Annotated in this window: 23 protein-coding genes and 1 riboswitch; all 23 genes read right to left on the bottom strand. The window is 36.2% G+C overall.

The features are described 5' to 3' along the window. Window positions 1–58: 58 nt before the first annotated feature. The 23 genes from CEF13_RS02235 to CEF13_RS02135 all read right to left on the bottom strand — a co-directional run bounded on the left by CEF13_RS02235 (window position 59) and on the right by CEF13_RS02135 (window position 26,337). Window positions 59–964 (bottom strand): copper amine oxidase N-terminal domain-containing protein, encoded by a 906-nt coding sequence (locus tag CEF13_RS02235; RefSeq protein ID WP_102709223.1) that lies wholly within the window; start codon window positions 962–964, stop codon window positions 59–61. 361 nt (window positions 965–1,325) lie between these two features. Beyond that, window positions 1,326–1,478, bottom strand: coding sequence for a hypothetical protein (locus CEF13_RS28660; protein WP_166742868.1), 153 nt, complete (start codon window positions 1,476–1,478; stop codon window positions 1,326–1,328). A 175-nt stretch (window positions 1,479–1,653) separates the two neighbouring features. Then, the gene (locus CEF13_RS28655) at window positions 1,654–1,806 is read right to left on the bottom strand and encodes a hypothetical protein (protein ID WP_166742869.1); all 153 of its coding nucleotides are present in this window, start codon (window positions 1,804–1,806) and stop codon (window positions 1,654–1,656) included. Between the two features lie 47 nt (window positions 1,807–1,853). Further along, window positions 1,854–1,938: riboswitch (cyclic di-GMP riboswitch) on the bottom strand. 199 nt (window positions 1,939–2,137) lie between these two features. Then, complete coding sequence (locus CEF13_RS02230; protein ID WP_102709222.1) at window positions 2,138–3,136, bottom strand: GDP-mannose 4,6-dehydratase; 999 nt, start codon at window positions 3,134–3,136, stop codon at window positions 2,138–2,140. Window positions 3,137–3,605: 469 nt separating this feature from the next. After that, window positions 3,606–5,048 carry an oligosaccharide flippase family protein gene (locus CEF13_RS02225; RefSeq protein WP_208414633.1) on the bottom strand — a complete coding sequence of 481 codons (1,443 nt, stop codon included), beginning with the start codon at window positions 5,046–5,048 and terminating at the stop codon, window positions 3,606–3,608. Window positions 5,049–5,140: 92 nt separating this feature from the next. Further along, the gene (locus CEF13_RS02220; protein ID WP_166742870.1) at window positions 5,141–6,256 is read right to left on the bottom strand and encodes a glycosyltransferase family 4 protein; all 1,116 of its coding nucleotides are present in this window, start codon (window positions 6,254–6,256) and stop codon (window positions 5,141–5,143) included. 261 nt (window positions 6,257–6,517) lie between these two features. Beyond that, window positions 6,518–7,600, bottom strand: a complete 1,083-nt coding sequence (locus CEF13_RS02215; RefSeq protein WP_146022665.1) for a glycosyltransferase — start codon at window positions 7,598–7,600, stop codon at window positions 6,518–6,520. Further along, a complete protein-coding gene (locus tag CEF13_RS02210) occupies window positions 7,575–8,801 on the bottom strand; it encodes an O-antigen ligase family protein (RefSeq protein ID WP_102709218.1) in 1,227 nt (408 codons plus the stop codon). Before CEF13_RS02210 ends, CEF13_RS02215 begins: the two co-directional genes overlap by 26 nt. A 40-nt stretch (window positions 8,802–8,841) precedes the next feature. Next, on the bottom strand, window positions 8,842–9,882 hold the full coding sequence (locus CEF13_RS02205) for a glycosyltransferase (protein ID WP_166742871.1): 1,041 nt from the start codon (window positions 9,880–9,882) through the stop codon (window positions 8,842–8,844). A 99-nt stretch (window positions 9,883–9,981) separates the two neighbouring features. Further along, entirely contained in the window at window positions 9,982–11,088 is a 1,107-nt protein-coding gene (locus CEF13_RS02200; protein WP_208414610.1) for a glycosyltransferase family 1 protein, read from the bottom strand. Between the two features lie 787 nt (window positions 11,089–11,875). Continuing rightward, window positions 11,876–12,775: an ATP-grasp fold amidoligase family protein gene (locus tag CEF13_RS02195; RefSeq protein ID WP_102709216.1), complete on the bottom strand. Its 900-nt coding sequence runs from the start codon at window positions 12,773–12,775 to the stop codon at window positions 11,876–11,878. Between the two features lie 27 nt (window positions 12,776–12,802). Next, a complete protein-coding gene (locus CEF13_RS02190; RefSeq protein ID WP_102709215.1) occupies window positions 12,803–13,888 on the bottom strand; it encodes a glycosyltransferase family 4 protein in 1,086 nt (361 codons plus the stop codon). Then, a complete protein-coding gene (locus CEF13_RS02185) occupies window positions 13,885–14,775 on the bottom strand; it encodes an NAD-dependent epimerase/dehydratase family protein (protein WP_102709214.1) in 891 nt (296 codons plus the stop codon). Before CEF13_RS02185 ends, CEF13_RS02190 begins: the two co-directional genes overlap by 4 nt. Before the next feature lie 48 nt (window positions 14,776–14,823). Further along, a complete protein-coding gene (locus CEF13_RS02180) occupies window positions 14,824–15,444 on the bottom strand; it encodes a sugar transferase (RefSeq protein WP_102709213.1) in 621 nt (206 codons plus the stop codon). Between the two features lie 4 nt (window positions 15,445–15,448). Beyond that, window positions 15,449–16,831: a UDP-glucose 6-dehydrogenase TuaD gene (gene tuaD / locus CEF13_RS02175; RefSeq protein WP_102709212.1), complete on the bottom strand. Its 1,383-nt coding sequence runs from the start codon at window positions 16,829–16,831 to the stop codon at window positions 15,449–15,451. Window positions 16,832–16,891: 60 nt separating this feature from the next. Further along, a complete protein-coding gene (galU, locus tag CEF13_RS02170; RefSeq protein ID WP_102709211.1) occupies window positions 16,892–17,776 on the bottom strand; it encodes a UTP--glucose-1-phosphate uridylyltransferase GalU in 885 nt (294 codons plus the stop codon). 45 nt (window positions 17,777–17,821) lie between these two features. Beyond that, the gene (locus tag CEF13_RS02165; RefSeq protein ID WP_102709210.1) at window positions 17,822–18,460 is read right to left on the bottom strand and encodes a hypothetical protein; all 639 of its coding nucleotides are present in this window, start codon (window positions 18,458–18,460) and stop codon (window positions 17,822–17,824) included. Window positions 18,461–18,490: 30 nt separating this feature from the next. Next, complete coding sequence (locus CEF13_RS02160) at window positions 18,491–20,314, bottom strand: polysaccharide biosynthesis protein (RefSeq protein ID WP_244917035.1); 1,824 nt, start codon at window positions 20,312–20,314, stop codon at window positions 18,491–18,493. Window positions 20,315–20,358: 44 nt separating this feature from the next. Then, window positions 20,359–21,051: a CpsD/CapB family tyrosine-protein kinase gene (locus CEF13_RS02155; RefSeq protein ID WP_102709209.1), complete on the bottom strand. Its 693-nt coding sequence runs from the start codon at window positions 21,049–21,051 to the stop codon at window positions 20,359–20,361. Continuing rightward, entirely contained in the window at window positions 21,032–21,799 is a 768-nt protein-coding gene (locus CEF13_RS02150) for a YveK family protein (protein WP_102709208.1), read from the bottom strand. Before CEF13_RS02150 ends, CEF13_RS02155 begins: the two co-directional genes overlap by 20 nt. A gap of 156 nt (window positions 21,800–21,955) precedes the next feature. Then, window positions 21,956–24,022 (bottom strand): S-layer homology domain-containing protein, encoded by a 2,067-nt coding sequence (locus CEF13_RS02145; RefSeq protein WP_166742872.1) that lies wholly within the window; start codon window positions 24,020–24,022, stop codon window positions 21,956–21,958. A gap of 344 nt (window positions 24,023–24,366) precedes the next feature. Continuing rightward, entirely contained in the window at window positions 24,367–25,152 is a 786-nt protein-coding gene (locus CEF13_RS02140) for a tyrosine-protein phosphatase (RefSeq protein ID WP_102709206.1), read from the bottom strand. A gap of 207 nt (window positions 25,153–25,359) precedes the next feature. Beyond that, entirely contained in the window at window positions 25,360–26,337 is a 978-nt protein-coding gene (locus CEF13_RS02135; protein WP_102709205.1) for a diaminopimelate dehydrogenase, read from the bottom strand. Window positions 26,338–26,364: the final 27 nt, after the last annotated feature.

The following is a 26,364-nucleotide window of genomic DNA, read 5'->3' as shown; positions in this document are numbered from 1 at the left end:
GATTATCATTTTTCAAATAAAAAATTCCCTGAGCCCACGCGTCAGGGAATTTATAGGTTTACTTAATATATTCGCGGCTAGCCGCAATGTCAGCTTCAAATGTTTTACGGTATTCTGCAATAATATCCGTGCTATATTTGCCAGCCGTTAGCTGGGCTCTAGTATTATTCATAATATCTTCAAAATCCGATGAGCATTTCGAAAGCACTTGATTAGCCTGCGCCATAAGATCATCGCGAGCTTTATCTGTCGTTGCATCTAAATACTTAGCTGCTAAAGTAATTAAAGATGTTTTGCAGCTATTACGTAAAGCTTGCAGCTTCGTTTCCGTCTGACTAGTAATTTGCTCGTAAGTAAGCTTTGTTTCACCTGTTCCTCCAGTAGTGCCTCCCCCGCCGATTCCAGGTAATGAAGTCCCGCCGCCGTTATAGCCTGCTGACTGTCCGCTTACCGTTTTCGTGACAGGATCCCAATTAATTGTTGTCCCCATTGATTCAGACAAGAAGCGAATAGGCACATAGATAGAACCTTTATAACCATAGATCGATTGTCCCGCAGGCAATGGGGTTACTTTGCCATTGAAGACAAGAGTTGCTTTGACGGGTGAAATCGTAATATTAATACTCGCTTGCGGTTTCTGGCTGCCTGAAGCTGCACTTTGTAATTGCTTTTTCAGCGCTTCAAGCTCCTTTTCTGTTGGATCCGAAATAGTAGCCTTCCCGCCATCCCAATTTACTGATTTCTGCAACGCATAGGAGATATAACGAATCGGGACATATGTACGTCCTTGATAGATGAAGGAATACTGGCCTTCCGGCAATTTAAGCGCTTGCCCATCAAACATAAGATTAATTGGCTGCGTTTTTGTTTGGATCGTCGTCGTTGCCGCCGCTGCAGATGCGGCAAGAACGGAAGATAGCATCATAAGAGCTAAAAAAACGGATAGTATACGTGATTTTTTCATGGGGCCTCCTTGGAATAATAAAGATGACTATATGAGTGAGTTTGCAATGATAGTGCGCATCCGCTCTAGCTTGAGCTTTCGCACTTTCATACTGTGCGCTCCAATCAGGCAGGCATTGATCGCCTAGTTCTGCTGCCTTATACTCACTTTGAGCGCTGCTTATTAATTGATTGAATTCGGCATCACAATCAGCCTCTGCTTTGACCAAACTATTACTCTTTGCCTGACATGAGGGCTTTAGCTTCTGAAGTTTAACTGTTATAGAAGAATCAATTTCTTTTTTCTGAGACTTACCTACCACAGCAGCAGGTTCTTTATCAGGCTACTAGCCCTTGTCTACATTATTAGACGTATGTACTGGTTATAAAGTTGCAGTTGGCGTTTGTTCTGGTGATACCGTTGCAAGTGGAGATGGTTCAGCAGCATCTTCTGGTTGGGACGATTCTACTTCCTCAGGTACCTGCTCACTTTTGACTTCCGTTGTTTGCTCCGGTTGGTCGATGTGTTGGTGCAACGAGTGCACCTGCAATAATCATAAGTGTTATTCGAAATTTTCATTGTTTTGGTTTTATATGAAGCATTCATTCCTTCATTAATTTTCAAATAAAAAAGCTGACGCTTCTTAGTGACGGGGCGTCAGCTACGTATATAGCGTATTCATATCTATTAATTACACGCTACTTGCTTGTTCATGAGACCGCCGCTAGTTTATTTTTGTGATAAACAATTCTCAAATAAATCTCCATGCGCTTTTTCTCATCTAAGCAATCTTTCCACAGCAATTCATTGAATCCCATACAGAGCAGATGCCATTCACGTACAACCTTTGTGCGCATGAACATAATAATAACCTCCATGTTTCCACATAAACCACGCGGGAGGCACGATATTCGGTAGCTGGCTGGCAGTCTTTTAAAAGATAAGCCCCTGTAGCTTTGCGTCACCACTTTTCAATGGTTTTGCCTTTATCGTGTGGGTTATGCAGTTGTTTTGTATTATTTAAAGCTTCATCCTAATCAACAAACTTATTAATACCATCTTCAATATGCCACATTGGATCATATCCCAAATGTCACTTAGCCTTACTAGTATCTGGTTCACTTCTGCTTCCTATTTCGCAGCATCCTTCACTTATCAGAAATCCTCCGATGAACCTCACAGAAGTATTATTATTTATTTTTGAATATTTCCCACGTTTCTCATCCAATTAATAAATTCACTAATTCCATCTTCAAAATGCCAAGACGGGTTATATTTCAATACTTTTTTCGCCTTGCTAACATCTGCAAAAGTCCGATTTACATCCCCAGGCTGCATAGGCATTTTATTAATTTCAGCGTTTCTTCCTAGCGAATCCTCTATTGCTTCGACCATTCTTTTCAAGCTGATGGTATTGGATTCACCAAGATTAAATACTTCATATTTCTTTTCACCTTCACTTGCCCATTCAACAGCTTTAGTAACCCCATCAATAATATCTTCAATGTATGTATAGTCTCTTTCCGAGGAACCATCACCATAATAAGGAATAGGCTGCCCTTCAGAAATTAACTTTGTAAACTTATGTATAGCGAGATCTGGACGTTGTCTTGGACCATATACAGTAAAGAAACGCAAACATGCCATATTGATATTGTACAAGCTATGATAAGTATGGCACAAAAGTTCACCCGCTTTTTTCGTCGCAGCGTACGGGGAGATAGGAAAATCAACAACATCTTCCTCAGAAAAAGGTACTTTCTTGTTGTTTCCATAAACAGAGGAAGAAGAAGCAAACACAAAGCTCTTTATATTATGCTTTTTGCTCATTTCTAGCAGGTTTACTGTCCCATTAATATTAACATCAGTGTAAAGAACCGGATTTTGAATAGAAGGTCTTACACCTGCATAGGCTGCAAGATGTACAATCGTATCCACTTTATTTTCTTCAAATACATGATTCAAAAAATCGATATCTCGAAAATCTCCCTCTTCAACCTTATAGCAATCATCAGTCAAATTGAGCTTTTCAACTAATTGTTGTGTTTCCTTAACATTGTTTCTTTTGATTTCTGGATCATAATAGTCGTTAAAGCAATCAATATTAATAACTTTATGCCCTTTTTGCAATAATGCTTCGCAGAGGTGGGAACCTATAAAGCCTGCTCCTCCTGTTACAACGATGGTATCCATCTGTTCACCTTTATTCTATATATTTTTATATAAGTTGTCTTAAGATTTATAAAACTATGGTAAGGATATACCAAACTGGATATCAGTTCACAGATAGACAGGGACTAAGTAAATTAAGTGACAGGGCATACTCAACATCGTCGAAGTACTCTGCAAATGATTGAAATTCGATGGGATTAACAATGCGATTTATCATAACTTTTCCGAAATTCGCAAGAAATTCGGCAGTTTATATAAGAGATAATACCCTCTATTTCATTATTAGCCATCTTAGGGTCAGGTTTTTATCTCTGCGATCTTTGATTCGATATATATGGATAAAAAAGTGTTGAATAATTAGCTAATTCAATAAATTCATTCAATTGTTTAATACCCATCCCATTATTTCAATTACTGCTTTATTTCACCCTACTCATTGTCGCTAACATCGATATTAAAGGGTTGAAAACAACTCACAGGCGAGTTGTTTTCAACCCTTTAATTTCTTAATAAAGTATTTATAAACGAATCCAAGAACCACTAAAATATTGACAGCTACTATACCCAAACGAATAAATAAATTCATTTCTGTTATTGTTACTAAAGCTTCCCCTATAATAACTCCCCAAAGCAATACAATTTCTTTCGAAAAAACAAAAGATTTAGGTATTATTTTTTTTATAATATATATAGGAAAAAATACAATCGTATTTATTACATATGCAGTTAAGAAAGCCAAAGCAAAACCAATAGAACCTAAATCTCGAAGAATATAAGAACTTACAATTAATACAATCCCCCAAAATAAATTACTTAAAAATGATAACCAAACCAAGTTATTAGTCATTAATACTCTTCCAATTCCTGAATTATATGATATCAAAAGTGTTGTTAATGCCACAATTACCAATGTAGTATTATAACTTTGTGAGATATATTCACTGCCGTATAAATAAGATATAACATCTGGAATATTAACTAATGGAATAGAAAGTACGATAACTATTATCCAAGAAAACCACATATTGATTTTATCCAAATTTATATCATTTTTATTTTTAGCAGAGACAAGAATCGGTAGCATTACCATACTAAATGTTTGGGGTAATAACATTAATAAGGTTTTCCATTGATTAGCTGCGTTATATATTCCCAATTCTGTATATCCATTCGGAATTTTAACAAATACAGTATTAGCAAACCATGTCACAGGCCCTACCATAATACTCGATAACATTGAAGGAAGAGAGAAGTACCAAAAAATATTAATCTCTTTATAAAATTCTTTATAATTAATTTTCATATTGTTTTGTTTAAGTGTTCTTCGTATTAAATATGTACAAACAATATTATTAATTACACTAATCGCAATGCCCACTGTTACTAAACCAATTAACCCATAATAGTAAGTAAAATATAAAGTCAAAAAGCATGATGATATCCCCATCAATACATCTACTTTAGCAATATGGGAGAATTTTTCGAATCCTGAAAGAGAGCCTCTTTGTACACCATTAAAGGTGTTAAATAATAACCCAATTGCTGCTATTTTAAGATATATTGCTATACTCTTATTATTCAAATGGTTAATCGCTAACCAATCGGCTAACAAATATACCAATACCATCATTATAATTCCTGATAACACAGCAAATAGATTAGTTAAACCAAGCACTCGTTCGACCTTATTCTTATCATTTGTTTTATATTCAGCTATAATTTTTGTTGAGGTCATGCCTAGTGCTAAACCTGCAAAGGTTGCAAACATTGATACTGTACCATTTATAATACCATATTCGCCAAATACTGTAGCACCTAACATTCTCGCAACCAATATACTAGATATCATGGTAAAAGACTTTTGTCCGATAATTCCAACAACATTCCAACTTAATCCTTTTAGTAATCTACTAGTAGTTGTTTGATTGTTCAGGATTTTAATTATTTTATCTCTTATCCTATAAATGTCTCCATCACCCCTGTACTTAACAGTTCCCTCTGCTTAACTCATCCTTGCGCCCCACTTTAATACATTATATGATCAAGCACCTTATTCCATTTTTCTCCCCATATTTTATCATTAAAAGCTTGAGATACCGTTAGATATGCGTTCTCTGCAAGCTTCTCACGAAATTCTTTATTTAAAATTAATTCTTCTATTACATCATAAAGCTGATCCTCGTTTGGATTTATCAACCGACCATTATAATTATCCAACAGAATATTTGTCATTCCTCCTACATTTGTAGCAATTACAGCACATTTTGATGCCATCGCTTCCAATAATGATAGTGAGGTTCCTTCCGATCCAATACTAGGAATTATAGCTATATTATATTCTCCATGGATCACAAGGCTTTTTTCGCTTTCATACGTAATAAAGTTTACTTTAGGGTTTTCTCTAAATATTTTTTTTAAATAATCCTCATCAGGTCCTGTTCCTGCAAAAGTAAATTCAACGTTATCATATTTATCTAGTATATTTTTTACTGCACTTGCAAATAGCCTCGTTCCTCTATAAATCTGAAATCGTCTTGCGAATATTATTTTAATTTTTTCTGTAGCTTTATTTGCAATGGGATGTTTGTTATTTGTGGAATTGGGTATTGTATAAATATTTTTGTCTACTACATAAACCTGAGTTCTATACCAATTAATAAAATTGTAATCAACACATACTATATTTTGTAATTTATTAATTCTTTTTAATAACTTATAACTCCTCATTGCTTTTCTAAACACTTCTAATATTAAGTAATTATATCTGCGCTTAGCCCCTGTAATATCCCAAGATATCCCGTGCTGAATTGCAATTACTCTCTCTGTAAATGCAGGAGTGAATATTTCTTCAGTTGCAAAAATAATAATATCATTGACATTAAATTTTTTTTCAATAAACTCTAACAATACTTTGCATTTATTCTGCTCAGTACTTTTACCCCTAACATCAATACCATAGACGTCAATATCATTATATTTCTTATGAAAATCACCGTTCGCAAATTGTACTATCACTGGTGTCTCATTTCTTTTCTTAATAACATCAGTTAGTTGTCTTATATAAGTTTGAATTCCACCAACTGTTAATTCCTCTCCTTCTAAGTCAAAAAAAGAACGATATAAGATGTAAACTTTGTTCATGATTATCTCCATTCTTTCACTAAGCTAAGATATTGAATCGGAATCAATATCTTTCAGTTCACCTTTAGTCAAATAATGAATGTTAGGTGTGTAAGCTAAATGTATATTAAATATAACTATGTATGAAGTCTGATATCTCATAGTAATAAATAATATTCTATTAGAACAACAATAAAGTGATCGGCCAGTAATATGACCTATAAAAAAATCTATAAAAAGATCTATAAAAAGATCAATAAAAAGATCAATTAAAGAAATAGACTATTTTTTATACTTAACTAATACAATTAAACGTAATAATCGATAAAGTTTTTTTGTATTTATATTGTTTATAAATCGTACTACTAGCCTTTGAAATAAGCTTGTGCATTCGTCCACTGTAAAAACTGTGTCTAGTTTCTTTTTCGCAATTTGCTCACTAAGCCATATTATTCGTTGTCTTCTTTTTAAACCTGATTTTTTATTAAAGGAAAACATCATTGCCCTAATAATGTTACCTAGATATTCTCGTCGAATCAATATATTGAGCTCAGAATTATTAGGATTCCATTTATTTACTATTTCAAGCCTATACTTATAAAGTTCCTCAACGATATCTATATAATTATCTGGGTATTTTTCTAATTCTTTTTTCATATCGTTAGCATAGTAGTTATAAAGCACTTCATCAATAAAACAAACTCGTTCGGCTATTTCGACATACCTCGAAATGAACACCTCATCTTGATGTCTTTTCAAATCCGGAAATCTAATATTGTGCTCACGTATTTTATTCAGATCAAAGAACTTATTCCACGGAGCACCCTGTATCCCAAATTCACTACTCATAAAAAAATATAGATTGTAATTTTCTCTTACTTCCTGCCCTAAGCATATTTTGTTAGCATACTTTTTTATAGCCTCTCTGTCGCCCAATATAGTTTTATACCCAAATATAATCAAATCGCTTCGATATCTTTGCATTGCTTCTACAAGTATTTCAATTGCATTAGTCTCAATAACATCATCTGAATCGGGGAAGTATATGTAATCACCAGTAGCTTTTTCAATACCTATATTTCTAGCTGGACCGCTCCCTTGATTTTCTGTATGAATTACCTGTATACAATCATTTTCTTTTCGGAGTTTTTCACATATTTCAAGGCTATTATCTTTAGAACCATCATCTATAATAATAATTTCAATGTTACTATACGTTTGAGAAACTATCCTATTTATACTTACTAACAGCGATCTTTCCATATTATATACAGGTATAATAACACTCACTTTTTTCACAATTTCATTTCCTCCTGAAATATGAGTTACTCTATGGGTTTTATAATCTAGTTTTTTTCGTGACAAGTAAATATTCACCTTTGCTTTTTTTAGGTTGAATTATCGTAAAATATATTAGCAACCAAAAACTTGGTGTCGACCAGAACTCTTGTGAAAAGAATAATCTTGGTATACTAATTGAAAATAGTAACAGTATAAAAACCCGACTATCCAATGTGTGTCTTTCACCTCTAAAGATATTTAGTATACTTTTCATCAAGATAATAAAAATTGGCAAGGAAAAGACTATACCTAATTCACACAACAACTGAAGAGCAAAATTATGGGGGTAAGTACCATATATTTCTTGAAACACTCCTATTCCATACCCAAAAAAAGGTGAATCAATTATTAATTTATATGCCCAATTAACAATAGTATCTCGTCCATTGTCTACATTACCTTGTTCAATATATAAAGAATACGTTTTTTCGATAGAATATAGAGAAATATTAAACTTCTCTAAATTCAACATTATTTTTATTAAAATAGTATTAAATTGGGAGACCACAATTAAAGCTAATGAAACTACAACAACGCTTATACTAATAATCTTGATACTCAATTTTCCGTTTTCACTTTTTTTTATATACCACAGTAAAAACAAGAAGATAATCAACGATAAGAAAGCACCCCTATTACCAAAATTCACCAATCTTATTATCAGAACCAGATTTGTAACATATGCAATATAGTCTATAAATTTAGCATTATTCCTATAGAATATAAAATGTATTAATGATGCTATTACACATACCAAAACTGCATAGGATAGTCCCATTCCAAGAATATTAGCATCTGTTAACTGATTATCACTAGTATTACTAAAGAAAAAATAATTTATGTTCGTATATACAAGTAGCGATGTTAACATTACTCCCCGCACAACATATTCAACTTTAAAAGGTAAAATAATTAGTAAGAGAGGTACTAATCCGTATAAGAAGAAATCATAGACGTAATATAAAGTATAGCTCTCACTACCTCTCACAACATAAGATCCAACAAGTAAAAAAACCATATATAGGGTAAATGTTACAGCTCTAGTATTCAATAATATTTTCATTGATTCTCTAGTATATAAAACAACAATATAGGTTAGAGCAACAGGAGCTAGCATCATTACCATGTTCGTTATATTAATTATATATAAGTTATAACTTAGTATTGTTTGAATAATAATATTGTAAGCGATGAGTATTCCTATCATATAGCTGTTTATCTTCATTTATGCCACCTCTAAGCTTTTCCTTATTCCCAAATTCTACTCACCTTTTTAACCTCATATATAATTTTATATTTTTTCTCCTTATCGAATGCTTTAACCAATAATATATTGCAAGAACTTTCTTTTCTTTTTTCTTAAAACAAAACAATATTATCTTAGAATTTAAGCCTATAGGTTCAATATTCTTCAAGGCTTCAGTAGTAATATCATCTTTCATAATTGATTCTATTACCCTTAGGCCTTCCTCTTTAGAGATATTATTCGAATTGAAAGTAGCAGAAAGCGTGATTTGGATGCATTTTAATATAAATCCATTAATTTGATTTTCATATTTATTTATGAAATACTTATCATTAAGCAATTCCTTATATTTAATAAACCATAGACGCATAATTCCCCAATTATCACTTCTGTATTTCGTCGTTAGAGATATATTAGATTCTTTCCAGTAGTTATATAATTGCAAGTCAAGAGTTGCCATACTTACAATATATTTTGTATAATTCAAGTTAAAGATAAAATCCTCGCCTAGTGAAATATTCTCATCAAATCTAATATTGTATGTCTTTATAATGTTAGATTTATACAATTTATTCCATGGAGGATTCATAAAAGATGAATTTCTACAATCTAATAGCTTAAAGTAGATTTCATTCTTACTCGAATATATAGCGTCGTTCATCCGAGCTCTTTCTTCAAGATTATTATTAGCATCTATGCTAGTGTGACCACAAATGATTAGATCCACATCATGATCGGTGATATACTTAACTAGCAATTCAACCATATTAGGTTCAATATAATCATCTGAATCCACAAATTGAATATAATTCCCTGATGTATTGTCTATTCCAACATTACGCGCATGACTCACACCCTTGTTACTAATATGAATAGCTTTTATTCTATTATCCTTATCAGCAAACTCATCACATATAACACCGCTACTGTCCTGCGATCCATCATTAACAAGTACTATTTCAATATTTTTATAAGTTTGATTTATAATACTATTTACACATCTCGCTAAGTACTGTTCCGCATTATATATTGGTACAATAATTGAAATTAATTCATTCATCATATACCTCTCTACTCGCTTATTAACTATAGAATCAACTTCATTAAATTTTCAACTATATTAAACTCAATTCATAATCTCTTATTTCACCTGATTTTACTAGTAAGACTTTTGATAAAATGCTTCAAGTTCTATTACCTGTTCTAATATATCAAAACCAGATGCCTTTATACTCTCATAAGTATTAGTTTTTTTATGACCTTTACATTTCAATATTGCTTTAGCCCAAGTCTCCGCATCATTATTTAAAGAAATTTTTTGTATTAAATCTGTAACAAATGCTTCATTTGGGATCGTATCCGACACTATAGTACGCACTCCAGCTGCTTGTGCTTCAATTGCTGCTATACCAAGTCCCTCGTATAACGAAGGAAACACAAATACATCCATTGACTGCAGTAAACTAGGAATATCAGCTCGAACTCCAGTAAATATAACGCTTTCCAATAGCCCCAATACTAATGCTTTTTTTTCAATTTCCTGACGGAGTATTCCATCGCCAACAAGCAATAATACTGCAGTGGCCTCTTTATCATGAATTAATTTAAATATTTCTAATAAGAATTTGTGGTTTTTCGGCTTATTAAATCTCCCAATATGTCCTATTACAAATTTCCCTTTTAAATTCATCTCTTCTTTAACTATCTCTTCAGTTTTTTGATTATAAGTATATAACGATGAATCTATAGAGTTATTGATAACTCTGAAGTTATCTTTGGAGATTGCAGTTGATCCAAACAACCAATTACCAGCCATTAGAGAACATGCAAAATTATGTGTTGAGTAATTTTTCAACTTAGATTTAGTATATTCCCTAAATGGCATTTTCAAATCAATAGGCCCATGCATAGCATGACTATGTGCTATTCGAATTGGAACACTTTCTTTCATTGCAGCACGTAAGGGATACATACTATAAGTATTAATGTGCGAATGAACTATTCTATATTCTCTGTGCTCACTAAAGAATTTTTCCAGCGCCCTTAAATAATGAGAATGTTTAAATGGGTTAATGGAAGGAACATGATATATCCTTCCCCCTAATGATAATATTTCGTCATCATAATAACCCTTTTCTGATCTATGTGTAAGAAAATCAAATTGAACCTTACTTCTGTCTATATTTCTATAAAAATTCATAATTAATGTTTCTAAACCTGCAGCATCCATTTTTGTTACCACATGCAAAACCCTTATCAGCGCCATCAAAATAATACCTCTCTTATTTCCATAAGAATATATCTATTACATACTTTATAATTCAAATTTCCCAAAGCAATTCCTTATTATCAATTTGGCTATATTTGCTTTTGATCTGCTCACTCTAACGCTTAAACCCATACATTACAACTTCAACATTCGATGAATTATTATACAAGTTGTTATGATTGCTTTCTACAGTATTTGGATATACTAAATCACCTATATCCAAGGTAAGTAAGCGTGTCATTCTTGTAGCTGAATATTGGGCTAGCAAGCTTCGGACATCGATGTCCGACTTTGCGGCAACGTACATCGAAAACGCGGATCTCTGCTCCGTACCCGTAGAGAACAATCGTTATCGTGTCTATGCCTACGAAAGACCTCTTGCAGACACAGAGAATGTTCGGGTGTTGTTATCATGGGAAGACAAGTTTGATGCGACAGCATCCCCGTTTTGTATCATGTGTAAAGATCAAAGCCTGGTTCTCGTTACGATCCTGAGCATGGCATTAATCGTTTCTGGGCTATACAATTTCTTATCCAAAATCTCTTAGAGTTTCAAAGAATTCAATGGTCGAAACCTTCACCCAAGTTAACCCTTGGTGATGTCGTCCGAAGATTTCGTCATGGGAATAAAGCGCAATTACTGCTGTTTGTCTATGAACAAGCGATGCAAAAGAAGCCGCTGTTCGACATATTACGAGATCTTAACATGATCTCATAACGCCCCTAGGACCACTAACGCTACCAGTCTGTCTGTTTTAAGCTCAGATTATTATTTTTGCAAGAGTCAAGTAGGTAATACAAACTGTTCACCTAAAATAAAATCAAATTCATCAGGTTCAAACGATGTATAACCACTGGCATTATAAAATGTTAATTCTCCAAAGATAATTTTCCCGTCAACGTTATAAAAGTCGACTCTTACATGTGGAAAATCCTCAGAAAGCTTTGTCGCTATTTCTATCATTTTCTCAAAATTTTTAGGCTTATCCAGCTCAACAGTAATCTCTCCGAAATCAGTTCTTCTATATGGCATTTTATTAAAATTTCTATTATAAAAACCAAGCTTTCCATTTTCATGATTATCCGCATAATCTATCATGGTATATAAACAAAATACCTTTCCATCAAAACAAAAAAACTTATAGTCTGGAAGATCATTATTTATATCCCGCTCAATAAGTTTCTCGATGATTATTTTAGGATGTATATCATAATAACACCATTCTCTTCCTGGTGAGTACCTTTTAGGGTTTAACCAAACTTGTAATTGTTTCTTAACTGCATTAATATCCATTAAGGTTTTGTCTGTTATAAATATATTTGTTCCTGAAGCATTATTTACCTTTATAGCAAATGAATTTGGTAATAATTCAAAATTGATTTCATTTACATTCTCATATACACCATACAATTCATTTAATATATCTCCATAACCCTTTTCCTCGATATAACTTCTCACTTCATACTTATCAGAACATTTCGTCATTAATTTATCTCGATAATTTAACTTGTACCACTGCAGTTTCTCCGTATATCTTTTAGGCTCACTAAGATTTAGTTTTCTACCATTTTTAATTCTATATTGAAGTTTAAGTATTGGTTTATCAGGAATGAGATTAAATAAGCCTATTAATTTTAAGCGTAAATCTTTATTCTTAATTACCTTCTTATAATCTACTTTCATACGTCCCACCTCTTTGTATTTATAACCCTAATGTGTTTTTGCTACCTCACTTAGATATGCATTTACAACTTCCTGTCTATCAAACTGCTTCTCTACCTTAGCTCTACCGTAAAGTCCCATTGCTTTTTTTTGTTCATAGCTTAAACCAATAAATTCCTCAATCTTTACAATTAGATCAGTAACATTCCTTTGTTTTGCAATATATCCATTTTTATTCACATCTACTATTTCACGACAACCGCTTCTATCAGTTGTTATAATCGGCCTACCACTCGCTGCACTCTCCAGCAAAACATTTGACATTCCCTCGGGGTAATATGTTGGATGAACGGTACAATGTGTCTTTTCAAGAAAAGTTCTTATGTCTCTTTGCATACCATGATACTCAACTATACCTTTCAATTCCCTAAATTTGTCCTCATAATCCTCTTCGCAAAATCCAATAATATGAAATCTTGTATTTACATATTTCTCCCTAATATATTTAGCTGCTTCTAAATACTGGTCTATTCCTTTTTCCTTCATAATTCGCGATATAAATACAAACTCTATCGTATCTTCAGGAGGGTACTCTAATACAGTAAAATGGTCTAAATTAACACCTGATCCCGGAATTAGCCTATGCTTGTCTACGGCTATATTTCTGTTTATAAAAAACTGTTTATTTTCTTCGTTCTGAAAAAACAAACAACTAATTTTTCTAAACGCATATTTATAAAGAAGAACTGTAACCTTCTGCATAATTCCATCATTTTCAACTGCTGTTCCAAGACCAGTTATATTTGCTATATAAGGAATATTCAATGAAGCAGATGCCATTCCGCCATAAATGTTAGGCTTAATCGTGTAGGAAAGAACAATATGTGGTTTAATTTCCTTCATTATTTTTTTGTAGTATCGCAGTAATTTTAGTTCCTCTATTGGGTTAGTCCCGTGCCTTGCTATCGTTGCCTCCACATACTTGCATCCCAATTTCCTAAGATCATCTATACGTTCACCATATGGAGAAGAGATATAGACTTCGTATCCATCTTTTAGTAAACGTTCTACTAACTCTTTTCTGAAGTTGTATATTACAACATCATGGTTCACCAGTATCAAAACTTTTTTCATGTTTCACTTCGCTCCGTTAGTAGTAATGAGTTCTCTAGATTACTCACCCAATAACTTTCTTTATATATTGACATTTCCTTCTCATATGTAAAGGTTCCAAATACTTTGTTTACCGTATTAACTTTATTGCCAATGCTAATTATTAATGGATTGAATAGTTTTGTTAATACAATTTTTTTCCCATAAACGTTTCCAATCTTATTAACCATATCTGATGTATTTACGTATTCCTTATTCTGTGGATGAAAAATACCAAACTCATCATTATGTATCATTAGCTTTATAAACTCACTGAGATTATCTATATAGAGCATACTACGCTTGTTATCTATGTTGGGAAAAATGGGAGCTTTCTTAGCCAGTTGAACTAATTTCGGGAAATTTCCCTTTGAACCTTTCCCATAAATCATTGGAGGCCGTATGATTACGACATTGAAAATTTCATCTTGAAGTGATGTTATACCCATCTCTGCTTGTAATTTACTGTCTCCATAAAAACCACTTGGATTAGGCTTTGTTTGTTTTGTTACTTCAACATTCGGTAATTTTGAATTACTTTCACCAAAAACAATCATGCTGCTCATAAATATAAATTGTTTAACACCCTCTAGCTTAGCTTTCTTAGCTAGTTCGATTGTTAAATCTCGATTAACCTTATAATACAAGGCCTCTTGATCAGACTTTGCGTCGACATGAGCAATACCTGCAACATGCAAAATAACATCATAGCTAGAAAACGACACATGTTTCCAATCATTCGTACGGCAGGAGATGAAGTCGATTGAGTAATTATTATTAGCTTTGACCCAATTCGCAAACGAATTACCAACGTAACTGTTTTTAGCTGTAATAAGTATTTTCTTTTTTTCTATGCCCGCTTTGTTCATTTCTCGTCAAACTCCTGACTCCTGCTATAACAGATTAGTTATAAATTTTTAACTCTCTAGTCTACTCTTCCCTGCTACGCTGCTCGTTCCACCTTCAACTACACCATCGCTTTTAAGAACACTTACAACGGTACCCATAAAACATTTTATATCCATAGAGAGACTCATTTTCTCAACATACTCTCCATCTAGCTTAGCCTTAACCTCGATTGGCAGCTCATCGCGACCATTAATTTGAGCCCATCCAGTAAGACCAGGCATTATATCATTAGCATTGTATCTCTCTCTCTCTGCAATTAGATCATATTGATTCCAGAGAGCGGGGCGCGGTCCAACAATCGACATTTGCCCTGCAATAATATTTATGATTTGGGGTATCTCATCGAGAGATGTCTTTCTAAGAAAGCCTCCAATACGGGTTATGTAGGCTTCAGAGTTGGACAGTAAATGTGTCGGGGTATCCTTTGGTGTGTCTACTCTCATTGTGCGGAATTTTAAAATATAAAAGTAGTTTTTATTTATGCCGAATCTTTTTTGTTTAAATAGTACAGGACCCTTTGAATCTACTTTAATAGCTAAAATTAGAGCTAGGAAGATAGGTGACAATACAATTAAACCAATAAGTGCTAGTGAGAAATCCATTATTCGCTTTAATTTCAAGTAAGCCATTATCTTATACCCCCGCCTCAAAGCTATATCCTAGTTTTTCTAGTTTTTCATTTGCTCCTCGAAAACTGTTATCTTCCCTATAGACATTAGGTCTCCCAATAGACGAATATGTAAATCCACGTGCTCTCATCATTTCAGGATCAAAGCAGTTTCTGCCATCAACCATAATAGGCTGTTTCAATAATTCTTTCACCTGATCTAAGTCCATTGTTTTTACCTGATTCCACTCGGTCAAGATCAAGCACACATCACAATTCATAACAGTTTCATATGGGTCATTCTCGTATTTGATTTTTTCACCAAAGTGAATCTTAGCTTCTTTAGAAGCTATCGGATCGTAAGCTTTTATTTTTGCGCCTTGCTGCAGCAATTTCGGAATAATAGAAAGTGACGGAGCATCGCGCATATCATCCGTATTCGGTTTAAATGCCAGTCCTAGAATACCAATGGTCTTCCCTCTAAGGTCTCCAACAAGCTCTTTAATTTTTTGTATTACAACTACTCGTTGTTGTTCGTTTGTTTCAATAACTGACTTCATAAGTTGGAAATTATAACCTGATTCTTCAGCTATATGAACAAGTGCATGAGTATCCTTAGGGAAACAAGATCCACCATAACCGATGCCCGCTTGTAGAAATTTTGAGCCTATTCTAGAATCCAATCCCATACCTGCTGCAACCTCATTTACATCTGCTCCTACCCTTTCGCAAATATTCGCGATGGAGTTTATAAATGATATTTTTGTTGCTAGAAAAGTATTAGACGCATATTTGATCATCTCTGCGCTTTCTAAGTCAGTAACGAAGATTGTTGTCTGAAAAGGCTCGTGTAGCTCTTCAATGAGCTTTGCAGCTCTCTCACTTGTAGCTCCGATTACAGCTCGCTCCATATTCATACAATCTTCTATTGCTGAACCTTCTTTGAGAAACTCCGGATTAGAGACAACATCAAATTCGATCGTTTTATCTAATAAATGTTCTTTTATAATTCTTTCTACTAGTCTTCCAGTCCCAACTGGCACAGTGCTTTTATTTACAATTACTTTGTATGTATTAAGATTAGCACCAATTGTCTGAGCAACCGATGTTACATAACGCAAATCAGCTTCGCCAGTGATGGACATTGGTGTTCCTACCGCAATATATATAATATCTGCTGTCTGAATAGCAGCCGGAATGTCTGTAGTAAACATTAGACGTCCTGCCTCTACATTTGCCTTCACCATGTCTTCTAGACCCGGTTCATAAATAGGAATGCTACCGTTTTTTAAATTATTAATTTTTTGCTGATCAATATCACAGCAGATTACCGTATTTCCTATATGTGAGAAACAGGTTCCTGAGACTAAGCCCACGTAACCTGTTCCAATAACTGCTATTCTCTTCATATATGGCGACTCCAATCATAGGCGATTTATTGAATGAAATTTTTGGGAAATATATCTTAATTAGAGCCTAATCATTAAGTCTTTCTGGACCAACTGCTTAAGATACTCTAGTAATTCCTCTCTCAGATCGTCACGCTGCAAGGCAAATTCCAACTGAGTCTTGATAAAGCCCAATTTCTCCCCTACATCATACCTAGTCCCTTCAAAGTCATAGGCGTATACGGCTTCCATTCGATTTAATTCCGCGATGGCATCTGTTAGCTGAATTTCGCCACCTGCTCCTGGTTTTTGATCATGTAGTATATCAAAAATTTTCGGACTAAGAATATAACGCCCCATTATCGCAATACTTGAAGGGGCTTCTTCTTTCTTAGGCTTTTCTACTAAGTTATTCACACTATAAAGACGGTCATGGATTTCCTTTCCGTCAACAATCCCATATCTAGAAACCTCATCCTCAGAAACACTCTGTACACCAATAACCGATGACTTATATCGATCATACTGCTCAATCATCTGCTTCAAACAAGGTTTTTCAGCCTGCACGATATCATCACCTAGCAACACTGCAAAGGGCTCATTTCCAATAAACTTTCTTGCACACCAAATCGCATGACCAAGGCCTCTGGCCTCTTTCTGACGAATATAATGTATATCCACCATTTTTGAAGACTTTTGCACTTCGTTTAACAGTTCAAACTTCCCTTTTTCGAATAAGCTTTGTTCTAGCTCGAATGAATTATCAAAATGATCTTCAATCGCTCTTTTCCCTTTGCCCGTTACAATAATAATATCTTCAATTCCTGACTCTACTGCTTCTTCTACTATATATTGGATAGTCGGTTTATCGACGATAGGAAGCATTTCTTTAGGCATAGCCTTAGTAGCTGGCAAGAATCTTGTTCCTAAGCCAGCTGCTGGAATTATAGCCTTACGAACTTTCATGATATAACCTCCTAAAATAGCCTTATTCAATTTCTTTGAAATGGCCTATTTCTCTTTACTAACCTCAGCATAAGACTTACCCTGACTCATTCCATATTTTTTGGCTACTTGAATCAGCTCATCATATTGCTCAGGAGATAGCCTTTCAAGAATAATACTACGTGCTTTTTTCTTCTCTTCAACACTCATGCCACCCTTGGATAGTGCTTGAAGTTCTTTAATATCTTCCATAGTCAATTCTTTAAGAAGAACTCCCGTAAGTTGAGCTTTCTCTCCAACCGTTATTTTCTCTTGCAAGTCTTTGGCTTTATCTACGGATACTTCAGCACTATATCCATCCGTTTTCTTACCATCACCACTCTTATTTTTGGAATCATCAGTTGAAGTATTCTCTTGACCTGACTTGTCTGTTTTATTAGTGGTGTCTCCTTTTGGTGAAGATGCTCCCTCTAAATCCTTTACTGTTTCATTGTTATTAACATCAGTTTGATCGTCTCCCGACTTCTCAGGAGCAACCGGTTCATTTGGTACATCCTCAGTTAATAAGTCATTTTCCAGATCTGCCGCTAACGTCGAAATAAGCTTATCCACAGCATAGTTCGCTGCGAATAAGCCCCCAATTCCCAAGACCACTATAATCGATGCTGTCCAAATTAATATCTTCTTCCATCTATTCTTCCGCATATCATTTCCTCGCTCTCTCAATTGCTGATGTTAAGATACATGTGAATAAAAAGGGACTAAGTGCTCAATAACATCTTTAATTGAATTATGATTTTCTCCAAGTACTCTCTCGATTTGTTTAAACTGCATTTCCAACTCTACTCTATTAATCTCAGTCGGCTTGCCAATAAAAATACGCTCATGCTGGGTTGATGATATGGCTTCTTCGTCTGTAAGCAGCTCCTCGAACAGCTTCTCACCTTCCCGCATACCACTGAAGTTGATTTCTATATCTGAATCAGGCTCATAACCCGATAATCGAATTAGATCTTTAGCGAGATCAAGAATACGAACAGGCTTGCCCATATCAAGAACAAAGATCTCGCCCCCTTTGGCGAAAGCACCTGCTTGAATAACGAGCTGTACTGCTTCCGGTATAGTCATGAAATATCTGACCATGTCTGGATGTGTCACCGTTACTGGGCCACCTGTAGCAATCTGCTGTTTGAACCTGGGAATAACACTGCCTCGGCTGCCAAGTACGTTTCCGAATCTGACTGCTACAAATTGCGTTGCGCTTATGGAGTTAATGCTTTGTATGTACATCTCAGCTAAACGTTTTGTAGCCCCCATAATACTAGATGGATTAACAGCCTTATCCGAAGAAATCATTACAAATCTTTCAGCCTTGTATTTGTCTGCACAGTCCGCCACATTTCTAGTACCAAACACATTGTTCTTAACAGCCTCGGATGGATTGCGTTCCATTAGCGGTACATGCTTATGTGCGGCTGCATGGAAGACAACCTGCGGCTTAAACCTATTAAATACATGCTCCATTCGATTACGGTCTTGAATATCAGCAATAACTGTCTCTAGCTGCAGATTTGGAAACTTATTTCTAAGCTCCATCTCAATGGTATAAATGCTGTTCTCACCATGTCCTAACAGCAGCAATTTCGCTGGATTATATAATGAAATTTGTCTGGATAACTCTGAACCAATCGAGCCTCCGGCTCCTGTTACGAGAACGACTTTCTCTGCGACATAATCCATTATTCCATTCATATCAATCTTAACGGGTTCTCTTCCAAGCAGATCCTCTACTTCTACATTTCTTAACGTATTCACTGCAATACGACCTTTAATAAAATCATTAATGGAAGGAATAATCCTAACCTTCGCGCCTGTCAGCTTACAAATATTTATAATATCAGTTATATCCGACCGCTTCGCGGAAGGCATAGCGATAATAATGTCCTGAATAAGATGATTCCGAACGATCTCTTCAATATTTGTACGGTTTCCAAGCACCCGCAAGCCTGCTACCTGCATATTACGTTTATTAGGATCGTCATCTATGAACCCTATAATACGATTTCCTTTAAAGCTATTACTTGTCATTATTTCTTTAGCAATGAGTGCACCGCAATCTCCGGCTCCTATAACTATTACATTTACGTCTAAATCCGCTTTTTTTGTTCTATTCACACGAATTAATCGCCATACAAAGCGTGAGCCGCCCATGAAGAGCAGCATAAGCTCAACCGTACGCGAAGTAATAGATAGAGGGACTCTTTCCCCGAACACCAGGTATGTCGCAAGATAAGACAACACCATCCCTGTTAGAATGGCTTTCACAAGTTCAATAATTTCTCCAACACTGGCGTACTGCCACATTTGTCTATACATACGGAAACAATATAAACTTAATCCACAAATTAATGTTATTAATATAGCAAATACTAGCATTTGCGATTTATAGTAGGGAGGGACCGATCCATTAAAGCGAAATAGATAGGAAATCGAAACTGCTACCCATATAATACAAATATCTACCATCAGAATGACTAACATACGATTCTTATTACTCACTTTTCTTCTCCCTCTCCACAGCTACCATCAATTTGTATAGATTACTATTTATCTTGACTACCATAATAATAATAATAGGCTTCTTCATTAGCCTTACGCTTCACATTATTGAGTACGACGCCCAATATACGTGCGCTTACACCCTCTAAGTTTTTTATGGCTTTCGCTGCGATATGCCGCTTAACCTTGCCTTGATCGACAACGAGAATAGCGCCGTCACACTTCGTTGCTATGATTTGGGCATCCGTAACGGCTAGCAGTGGGGGTGTATCTATGAGAATGATGTCATACATTTCTCTAAGCTGGTTAATAATTGCGGTCATTCTCTTTGACCCCATCATTTCTGCAGGATTCGGCGGAATAGCGCCTGATGTAATGACATCCAGGTTCGGAATGTCCGTTATTTGAATGACTTCCTCCAAAGAGCATTGCTGTGAAACAACTGATGACAAACCAAACCGATTAGATATAGAGAAGGTATGATGAGCTGTCGGCTTACGCAAATCCGCATCAATCAATACGACTTTCCGCTCCGATTGAGCAAAGGTAACGGCTAGATTCGTAATAGTTGTTGACTTGCCTTCCCCTGGGCCGGCTGATGAAACCATCAACACCTGCAACGATTCGTCAATGGAGGAGAAATCGATATTCGTCCTTAAGGCCCGATATGATTCTGATATGGGGGATTTGGGATTTGTTAGCGTTATAATATGACGTTTATTTTCCAATCGAGACACGTTCTGGTTCACCCGCCTTGTATGTTTGTTTAATCTTGCTTGTCTGGTTCAAGGCTATGTCCTCTGGTTTCATTTTAGAGATCATTGCCAATGTTGGCTGACCCAAATATTCAAGAACATCCGCTTCTGTCTTAATGGTATCGTCCAAATATTCTAGTAGAAATGTAATTCCGACAGCTAGCATGAGTGAAACAACAAAAGCAATGGCTATATTTAGCGGCACATTAGGCGAAACTGGATTAGGTTCCGCATCTAGAAGCGCTTCATTAAGTATCGATACATTCTCAACTTGGAAGATGTGCTTGATTTCCGTTTGAAAAACATGAGAAACAGCATTTACAACTTCTGCAGCCTTACGATAATCCACGTCCTGCACGACTAACGTCATAACCTGCGTATTGTTTACAGAACTCACTTTGATCTTGCGAGAAAGCTCTTCAGCTGTTAATCCTAATTGAGGATACTGCCCCGCCACTTTATCTAAAATGGCTGGTGTCTTAATAATCTCTTTGTATGTATCAATCATTCTTATGTTCGTATTAATTTGATTAATATCGAGCTGGCCGGTGGCAAGCTGCGCCGTTGTTTGATTGACGATAATTTTCGTTGAAGCTTCATACACACGATCTTTAAAGAACATACTAAATACAGCTGCAATTGCTGTACAAATAAATACAAACAATATAATCAAAACTATTCGTTTCCTAATAATTGTCATATATTGCCGCAAATCTAGTTCATTTGACACTGTGCACCCTCCGTTGGATATAGGTCAGAATAATCAATTTGATTCTGAAGAACTACTCCTTCTCAATAGTAACCTAAATTCTCTCAATACACCACAAAAATCCCAAAAAATATTCCTCCCATCTACATGAGAGGAATATTTTCTAATTAAGATGGATTATTCGCCGAAGTTGATTGCTCTGTAGATAATAACAGCAGCCTCAGCGCGATTTGCTTTGTCATTTGGCAAGAACTTACCATTAGCACCAATTACGATACCCTCGTTAGCTGCAAAAGCTACACCAGCTTTTAGAGTTGGGTTGATCTTCGCAGCATCAGCAAATCCTTTAAGTGCAGCAGCTTCATCAGCAACATCAGCAGCACCCGTTGTTACTTTAAGTGCACGAGCAATCATAGTTGCCATCTCTGCACGTGTAATTGTTGCATTTGGATCAAATTTGGTAGCTGTACGTCCGTTGATAATTCCAAGCTTCGTTGCTGCTGCTACATAAGGAGCAAACCAGTCGCCAGCTTTCACATCATCAAAGCTTGCAGTTGCAGAAGCATTCTCCAGATCTAGTCCGCGGATAAGCATTTTCGCAAATTCTGCGCGAGTTACATTATCTTTCGGTGCAAACTTGCCAGCCGCTTTACCTTCAATTGCGCCTTTAGCTGCAATCACTTCGATTTGGCGACCTGCCCAAGCTTGTACGGAAGCAATATCGTTAAATGATACTTTATTCTCAACAACTACATAAGAGGAGAAGGAATCACGTGATTCCACAATTGAGCTGCCCTTAACTCGGCCGCCATGGAATTCAAGCTTTCCATTAACGATCTTCGCAACGGAGAGAAGCTCTTTATCAAGGCCATCAATGCTGCCAAGCGGGATACTAACAACAATTGGTTCAGAGAACGAAGTTGTCGCTGTACCGCCAACTGTCAAATTGAAATCATATACAGATGAAGCCGATTTCAAAGCACCCACTTCAGCCTCAGTTGCATCGCTTGCTTTAACAGTCAAAGCAAGTACAGAAGAGAATGTACCGCCAAATGGAGTTGTAACTTCAAATTTATCAACAATGAATTTCGAACCTGTAAGATTAGCTGAAGCACCAGCTTTAACTACGGCTTCTGATAAATTCAGAACAAATGCTTTTTGTGAAACAGCACCTAGGTTAAAGGTTAGTCCAAGGTTAGTTAGCACGGCTTTCGGTGCAATTTCCTTCACTTTAATAGCCAATGCTTCAATACCTGCAATAACTGTTAATACTTTAGCATCATCCAGCTTCAGTACCGCTTCTCCGTTAACAACGGATACGGAGCTTGATGCATCAACAACCGCTAGTGTATTAATCGCCGCTTGCGCATCTTTTACGAATTTTTCAATAATTGCAGCTTTCTCAGCATCAGTCGCTTTCTCAAGAGCCGCTTTTAGATTGTCAAGAAGAGCATTCACGTTTGCTGGCAAAGGTACAGTAACTGATGGTGCACCGCCACCACCAAAGTTACCGCCGTTACCAGAATCTACTGGAAACGCAATTTTGTGAGCTTTTTCTAATGCTGAGAAAGCGTTCAAAGCTAGTTCTTTTGAAATTGCTTTTTCATTAAAAACAGCTTTGTAGACATCAACGAAATCAAATTGTTCAACATCATAGTATTTTTCTAATGCAATTACATTAGGATTAACTACAGCACCTTTGATGATATCGTGAAGTTCTGTTCCCGTTTTATCAAGAATACCTAGCGATAACGGCACTAGTGCAGTTTCAAGATCTAAGATCGTTCCTGCGATGTCATCAACCGTCAATTCATAGCCTTCTGGAACCAATGATTTCAAGAAATCATTATATTCACCGCGAAGATCTTTGAAATGAGTCTCCCAGTTAGAATCAAGAGAAGTACTTAGAATATCAATGATCATCGCTGTGAATTCAGCTTTGTCGTCTCCAAGCACTTTCACGATAGGATCAATAATTTCCGGTTTATCGCTCAACAATTGAGCTACCTGTGCTTTGAAATCATTTACATCTTTCAAACCAGCTGGGTCTTGTGCTAGAGCATTATAAAACTTTCTTGCTTTCTCAATATATGATGCGTGCGTTTCAGATGCAGCTGCATAAGCAACACTGCTTACTCCTAGCTTCTCTGCCAAGCCCTTGCTGCTGAGTGGGATTCCTGCAAATGCGGTTGCTGCTACGCTAGCCGCGATTGTAGTCATCACTAGTTTTTTCCTAAAAGTCACTACATTCACCCCTATGATTAATAGTTTGCATCGCTTCGAAAAACGATGTCTAGTACTGCCGCTATGTAAATTATTACATATGATACAACACTTAGACCATTTATATGATTCTTGAATCATAGGTCTAGCAAAAAAAAGAGATATATACTATATCGGTAATTAATGGACAGTATTTTAGTCCTGATTTTACTCTTTCTTATTATATCCTTCATTTGCCATAAAAGTAAACGTTTTTTCGAAATATAATTCGATAGTCTTATTGTAATTCAATATTTAACAACGAATGTAAATCGTATATACACAATATCTTTTTTACTAATAATTACTTATAGGAAATATATTTGCTATTTTTTACGGAATAAGTTAAATAGACGACGCACTGCGCCGTTAGATGAAGGATTTATATCGGGATGGAGTTCAAATGGAAGGTTATCGATTATACTAGAGGCGTTTTGTTGTAAATAATAGACCCACTCCGCTCCCATACGCTGCTCAATGAGCTCATAGGACTCGCGCAGTCGGAAACCGCGACGTTCGATATGATGCGCATCAGAGGACACAATATGAATAAGACCGCTTCTTAATAACGACCAAGCAGCTTGCTCGATTCGTTTGCCAAAGCCGCCAAGCAAGGAATGGGAAGTAACCTGTGCGAATGCTCCTATATCAATTAGCTCGGCTAGTCGATCTGGATGTTGTACTACCTCTGCATTTCGTTCAGGATGAGCAATAATAGGCCTAAGGCCTATTACCTTAAGCTCGTGTATGAGTTCAATCATCGTTTTCGGTATTCGAGATGATGGCATTTCTATTAATACGTAATTCGATTCAGCTAACGAGAGTAGTTCATTCCTATACCATGCTTCCAGCAGATCATCATGAACACGGATTTCTTGACCGGTCCGAATAGTAACAGGCACACCCGCCGCAAATAACTGTTCGTTAATGCTTCGAGTGTGCTCTGTAATTTCTACTGCTAAATTGGTATATGTCCCATTGGCATGATGTGGAGTTGCAATAATGGTTGTAATCCCCTCCAACACAGCTGCTCGAGCCATATTCAGAGTGTCTTCCCAATTAGCTGCACCATCATCCACGCCTGGGAGAATGTGTGTATGGATATCTATCATCCTGAAGTTCACGTCCTTATAGAATGTAATCAAAATTACCTGGATGGGTAAGTTTGACCATATTCTATCATACGAAACGATAACATTCAGCATTTCTCGCGATATTCAGAAAATGAGCGTTTTAACTATTGCTAGTATACCCCACATTTCCAAAAAAAGGTATATCAATTTCATGAGCTCGACATTTTTCTTCGCACAAATCGCTTTTTACAACAGTTCTTTACGAAGCTCTGCTGCAGATTTAGGTGAAAGATGGCCGAATGGAATATCGAATACCGTTTTCGCGCCCGCTTGGCCTTCGTGAGCAAGCTTATAGGCCGCTCTAGCATAGGCTACTAGAACGCTTGCCGTAAACTCCGGGTTGCTATCCAGTTTCAAGCCGAATTCGATAATTTGTGTGCTGTTCTCACCTGTCTTACCGCTGCGAAGCACGGTCCCGCCATGCGGCATTGCTTGATGCTCCGCTTGCAGCGTTGCTTCATCAATGAAATGAACCGTAGTATCGTAATCGGCAAAATAGTTAGGCATCGTACGAATTTCTTCTGCGATAGCCTCTTGATCAGCACCGTCCTCCGCAACGATATAGCAATCACGGATATGCTTCTCTCTTGTCGTTAGGACAGGATTCTCGCCGCTCCGCACACGATTTACTGCCGCTTCACTTGGAATCGTGTATTGAACGCCGTTTTTCACGCCCTTAACGCGACGAATAGCATCAGAATGGCCTTGGCTTACGCCTTTGCCCCAGAACGTATATTCATTGCCCTCTGGCAATATAGCTTGCGCCAGCAAACGATTAAGTGAGAACAAACCTGGGTCCCAGCCCGTTGATATGACGCTCACTTTACCGTTCAATTTCGCTGCCGTATCCACTAACTCGAAGTATTCCGGAATTCGCGCGTGCGTATCGAAGCTGTCAACCGTATTGAATAACCGTGCAAAGGCAGGCCCTTGCTCAGGCAAATCCTTAGCTGAGCCGCCGCACAAAATCATAACATCAATTTCATTAACGAAGCGTTCTGCATCGTCAATCGAATACGCCTTCGTATCGGACGGAATGGAAGCCGGATCCCTGCGTGTAAAGATAGCATCCAATCTCAAATCCGGATTCTGTCTAATCGCAAGTTCTACTCCGCGACCTAAGTTACCGTAACCAATAATACCAATGCGAATCTGCTCTCCCACGATGCCGTTCACCCCTTCTGTTTCTAT

This window comes from Paenibacillus castaneae (assembly GCF_002884445.1).
Lineage (GTDB): Bacteria > Bacillota > Bacilli > Paenibacillales > Paenibacillaceae > Pristimantibacillus > Pristimantibacillus castaneae.
Note: the sequence above shows the minus strand (reverse complement) of the source record. Positions and strands in the feature narration are given on the sequence as shown.

Excerpts from the sequence above, each read along its gene's own strand:
- CEF13_RS28655 (WP_166742869.1), bottom strand. The coding sequence starts at position 1,806 with ATGTTCATGCGCACAAAGGTTGTACGTGAATGGCATCTGCTCTGTATG.
- galU (WP_102709211.1), bottom strand. The coding sequence starts at position 17,776 with ATGAAAGTTCGTAAGGCTATAATTCCAGCAGCTGGCTTAGGAACAAGA.
- CEF13_RS02230 (WP_102709222.1), bottom strand. The coding sequence starts at position 3,136 with ATGGATACCATCGTTGTAACAGGAGGAGCAGGCTTTATAGGTTCCCAC.
- CEF13_RS02205 (WP_166742871.1), bottom strand. The coding sequence starts at position 9,882 with ATGAATGAATTAATTTCAATTATTGTACCAATATATAATGCGGAACAG.
- CEF13_RS02195 (WP_102709216.1), bottom strand. The coding sequence starts at position 12,775 with ATGAAAGTAGATTATAAGAAGGTAATTAAGAATAAAGATTTACGCTTA.
- CEF13_RS02200 (WP_208414610.1), bottom strand. The coding sequence starts at position 11,088 with ATGGCGCTGATAAGGGTTTTGCATGTGGTAACAAAAATGGATGCTGCA.
- CEF13_RS02180 (WP_102709213.1), bottom strand. The coding sequence starts at position 15,444 with ATGGCTTACTTGAAATTAAAGCGAATAATGGATTTCTCACTAGCACTT.
- CEF13_RS02235 (WP_102709223.1), bottom strand. The coding sequence starts at position 964 with ATGAAAAAATCACGTATACTATCCGTTTTTTTAGCTCTTATGATGCTA.
- CEF13_RS02220 (WP_166742870.1), bottom strand. The coding sequence starts at position 6,256 with ATGAACAAAGTTTACATCTTATATCGTTCTTTTTTTGACTTAGAAGGA.
- CEF13_RS02165 (WP_102709210.1), bottom strand. The coding sequence starts at position 18,460 with ATGCGGAAGAATAGATGGAAGAAGATATTAATTTGGACAGCATCGATT.
- CEF13_RS02185 (WP_102709214.1), bottom strand. The coding sequence starts at position 14,775 with ATGAACAAAGCGGGCATAGAAAAAAAGAAAATACTTATTACAGCTAAA.
- CEF13_RS02140 (WP_102709206.1), bottom strand. The coding sequence starts at position 25,152 with ATGATAGATATCCATACACACATTCTCCCAGGCGTGGATGATGGTGCA.
- CEF13_RS02210 (WP_102709218.1), bottom strand. The coding sequence starts at position 8,801 with ATGAAGATAAACAGCTATATGATAGGAATACTCATCGCTTACAATATT.
- tuaD (WP_102709212.1), bottom strand. The coding sequence starts at position 16,831 with ATGAAGAGAATAGCAGTTATTGGAACAGGTTACGTGGGCTTAGTCTCA.
- CEF13_RS02190 (WP_102709215.1), bottom strand. The coding sequence starts at position 13,888 with ATGAAAAAAGTTTTGATACTGGTGAACCATGATGTTGTAATATACAAC.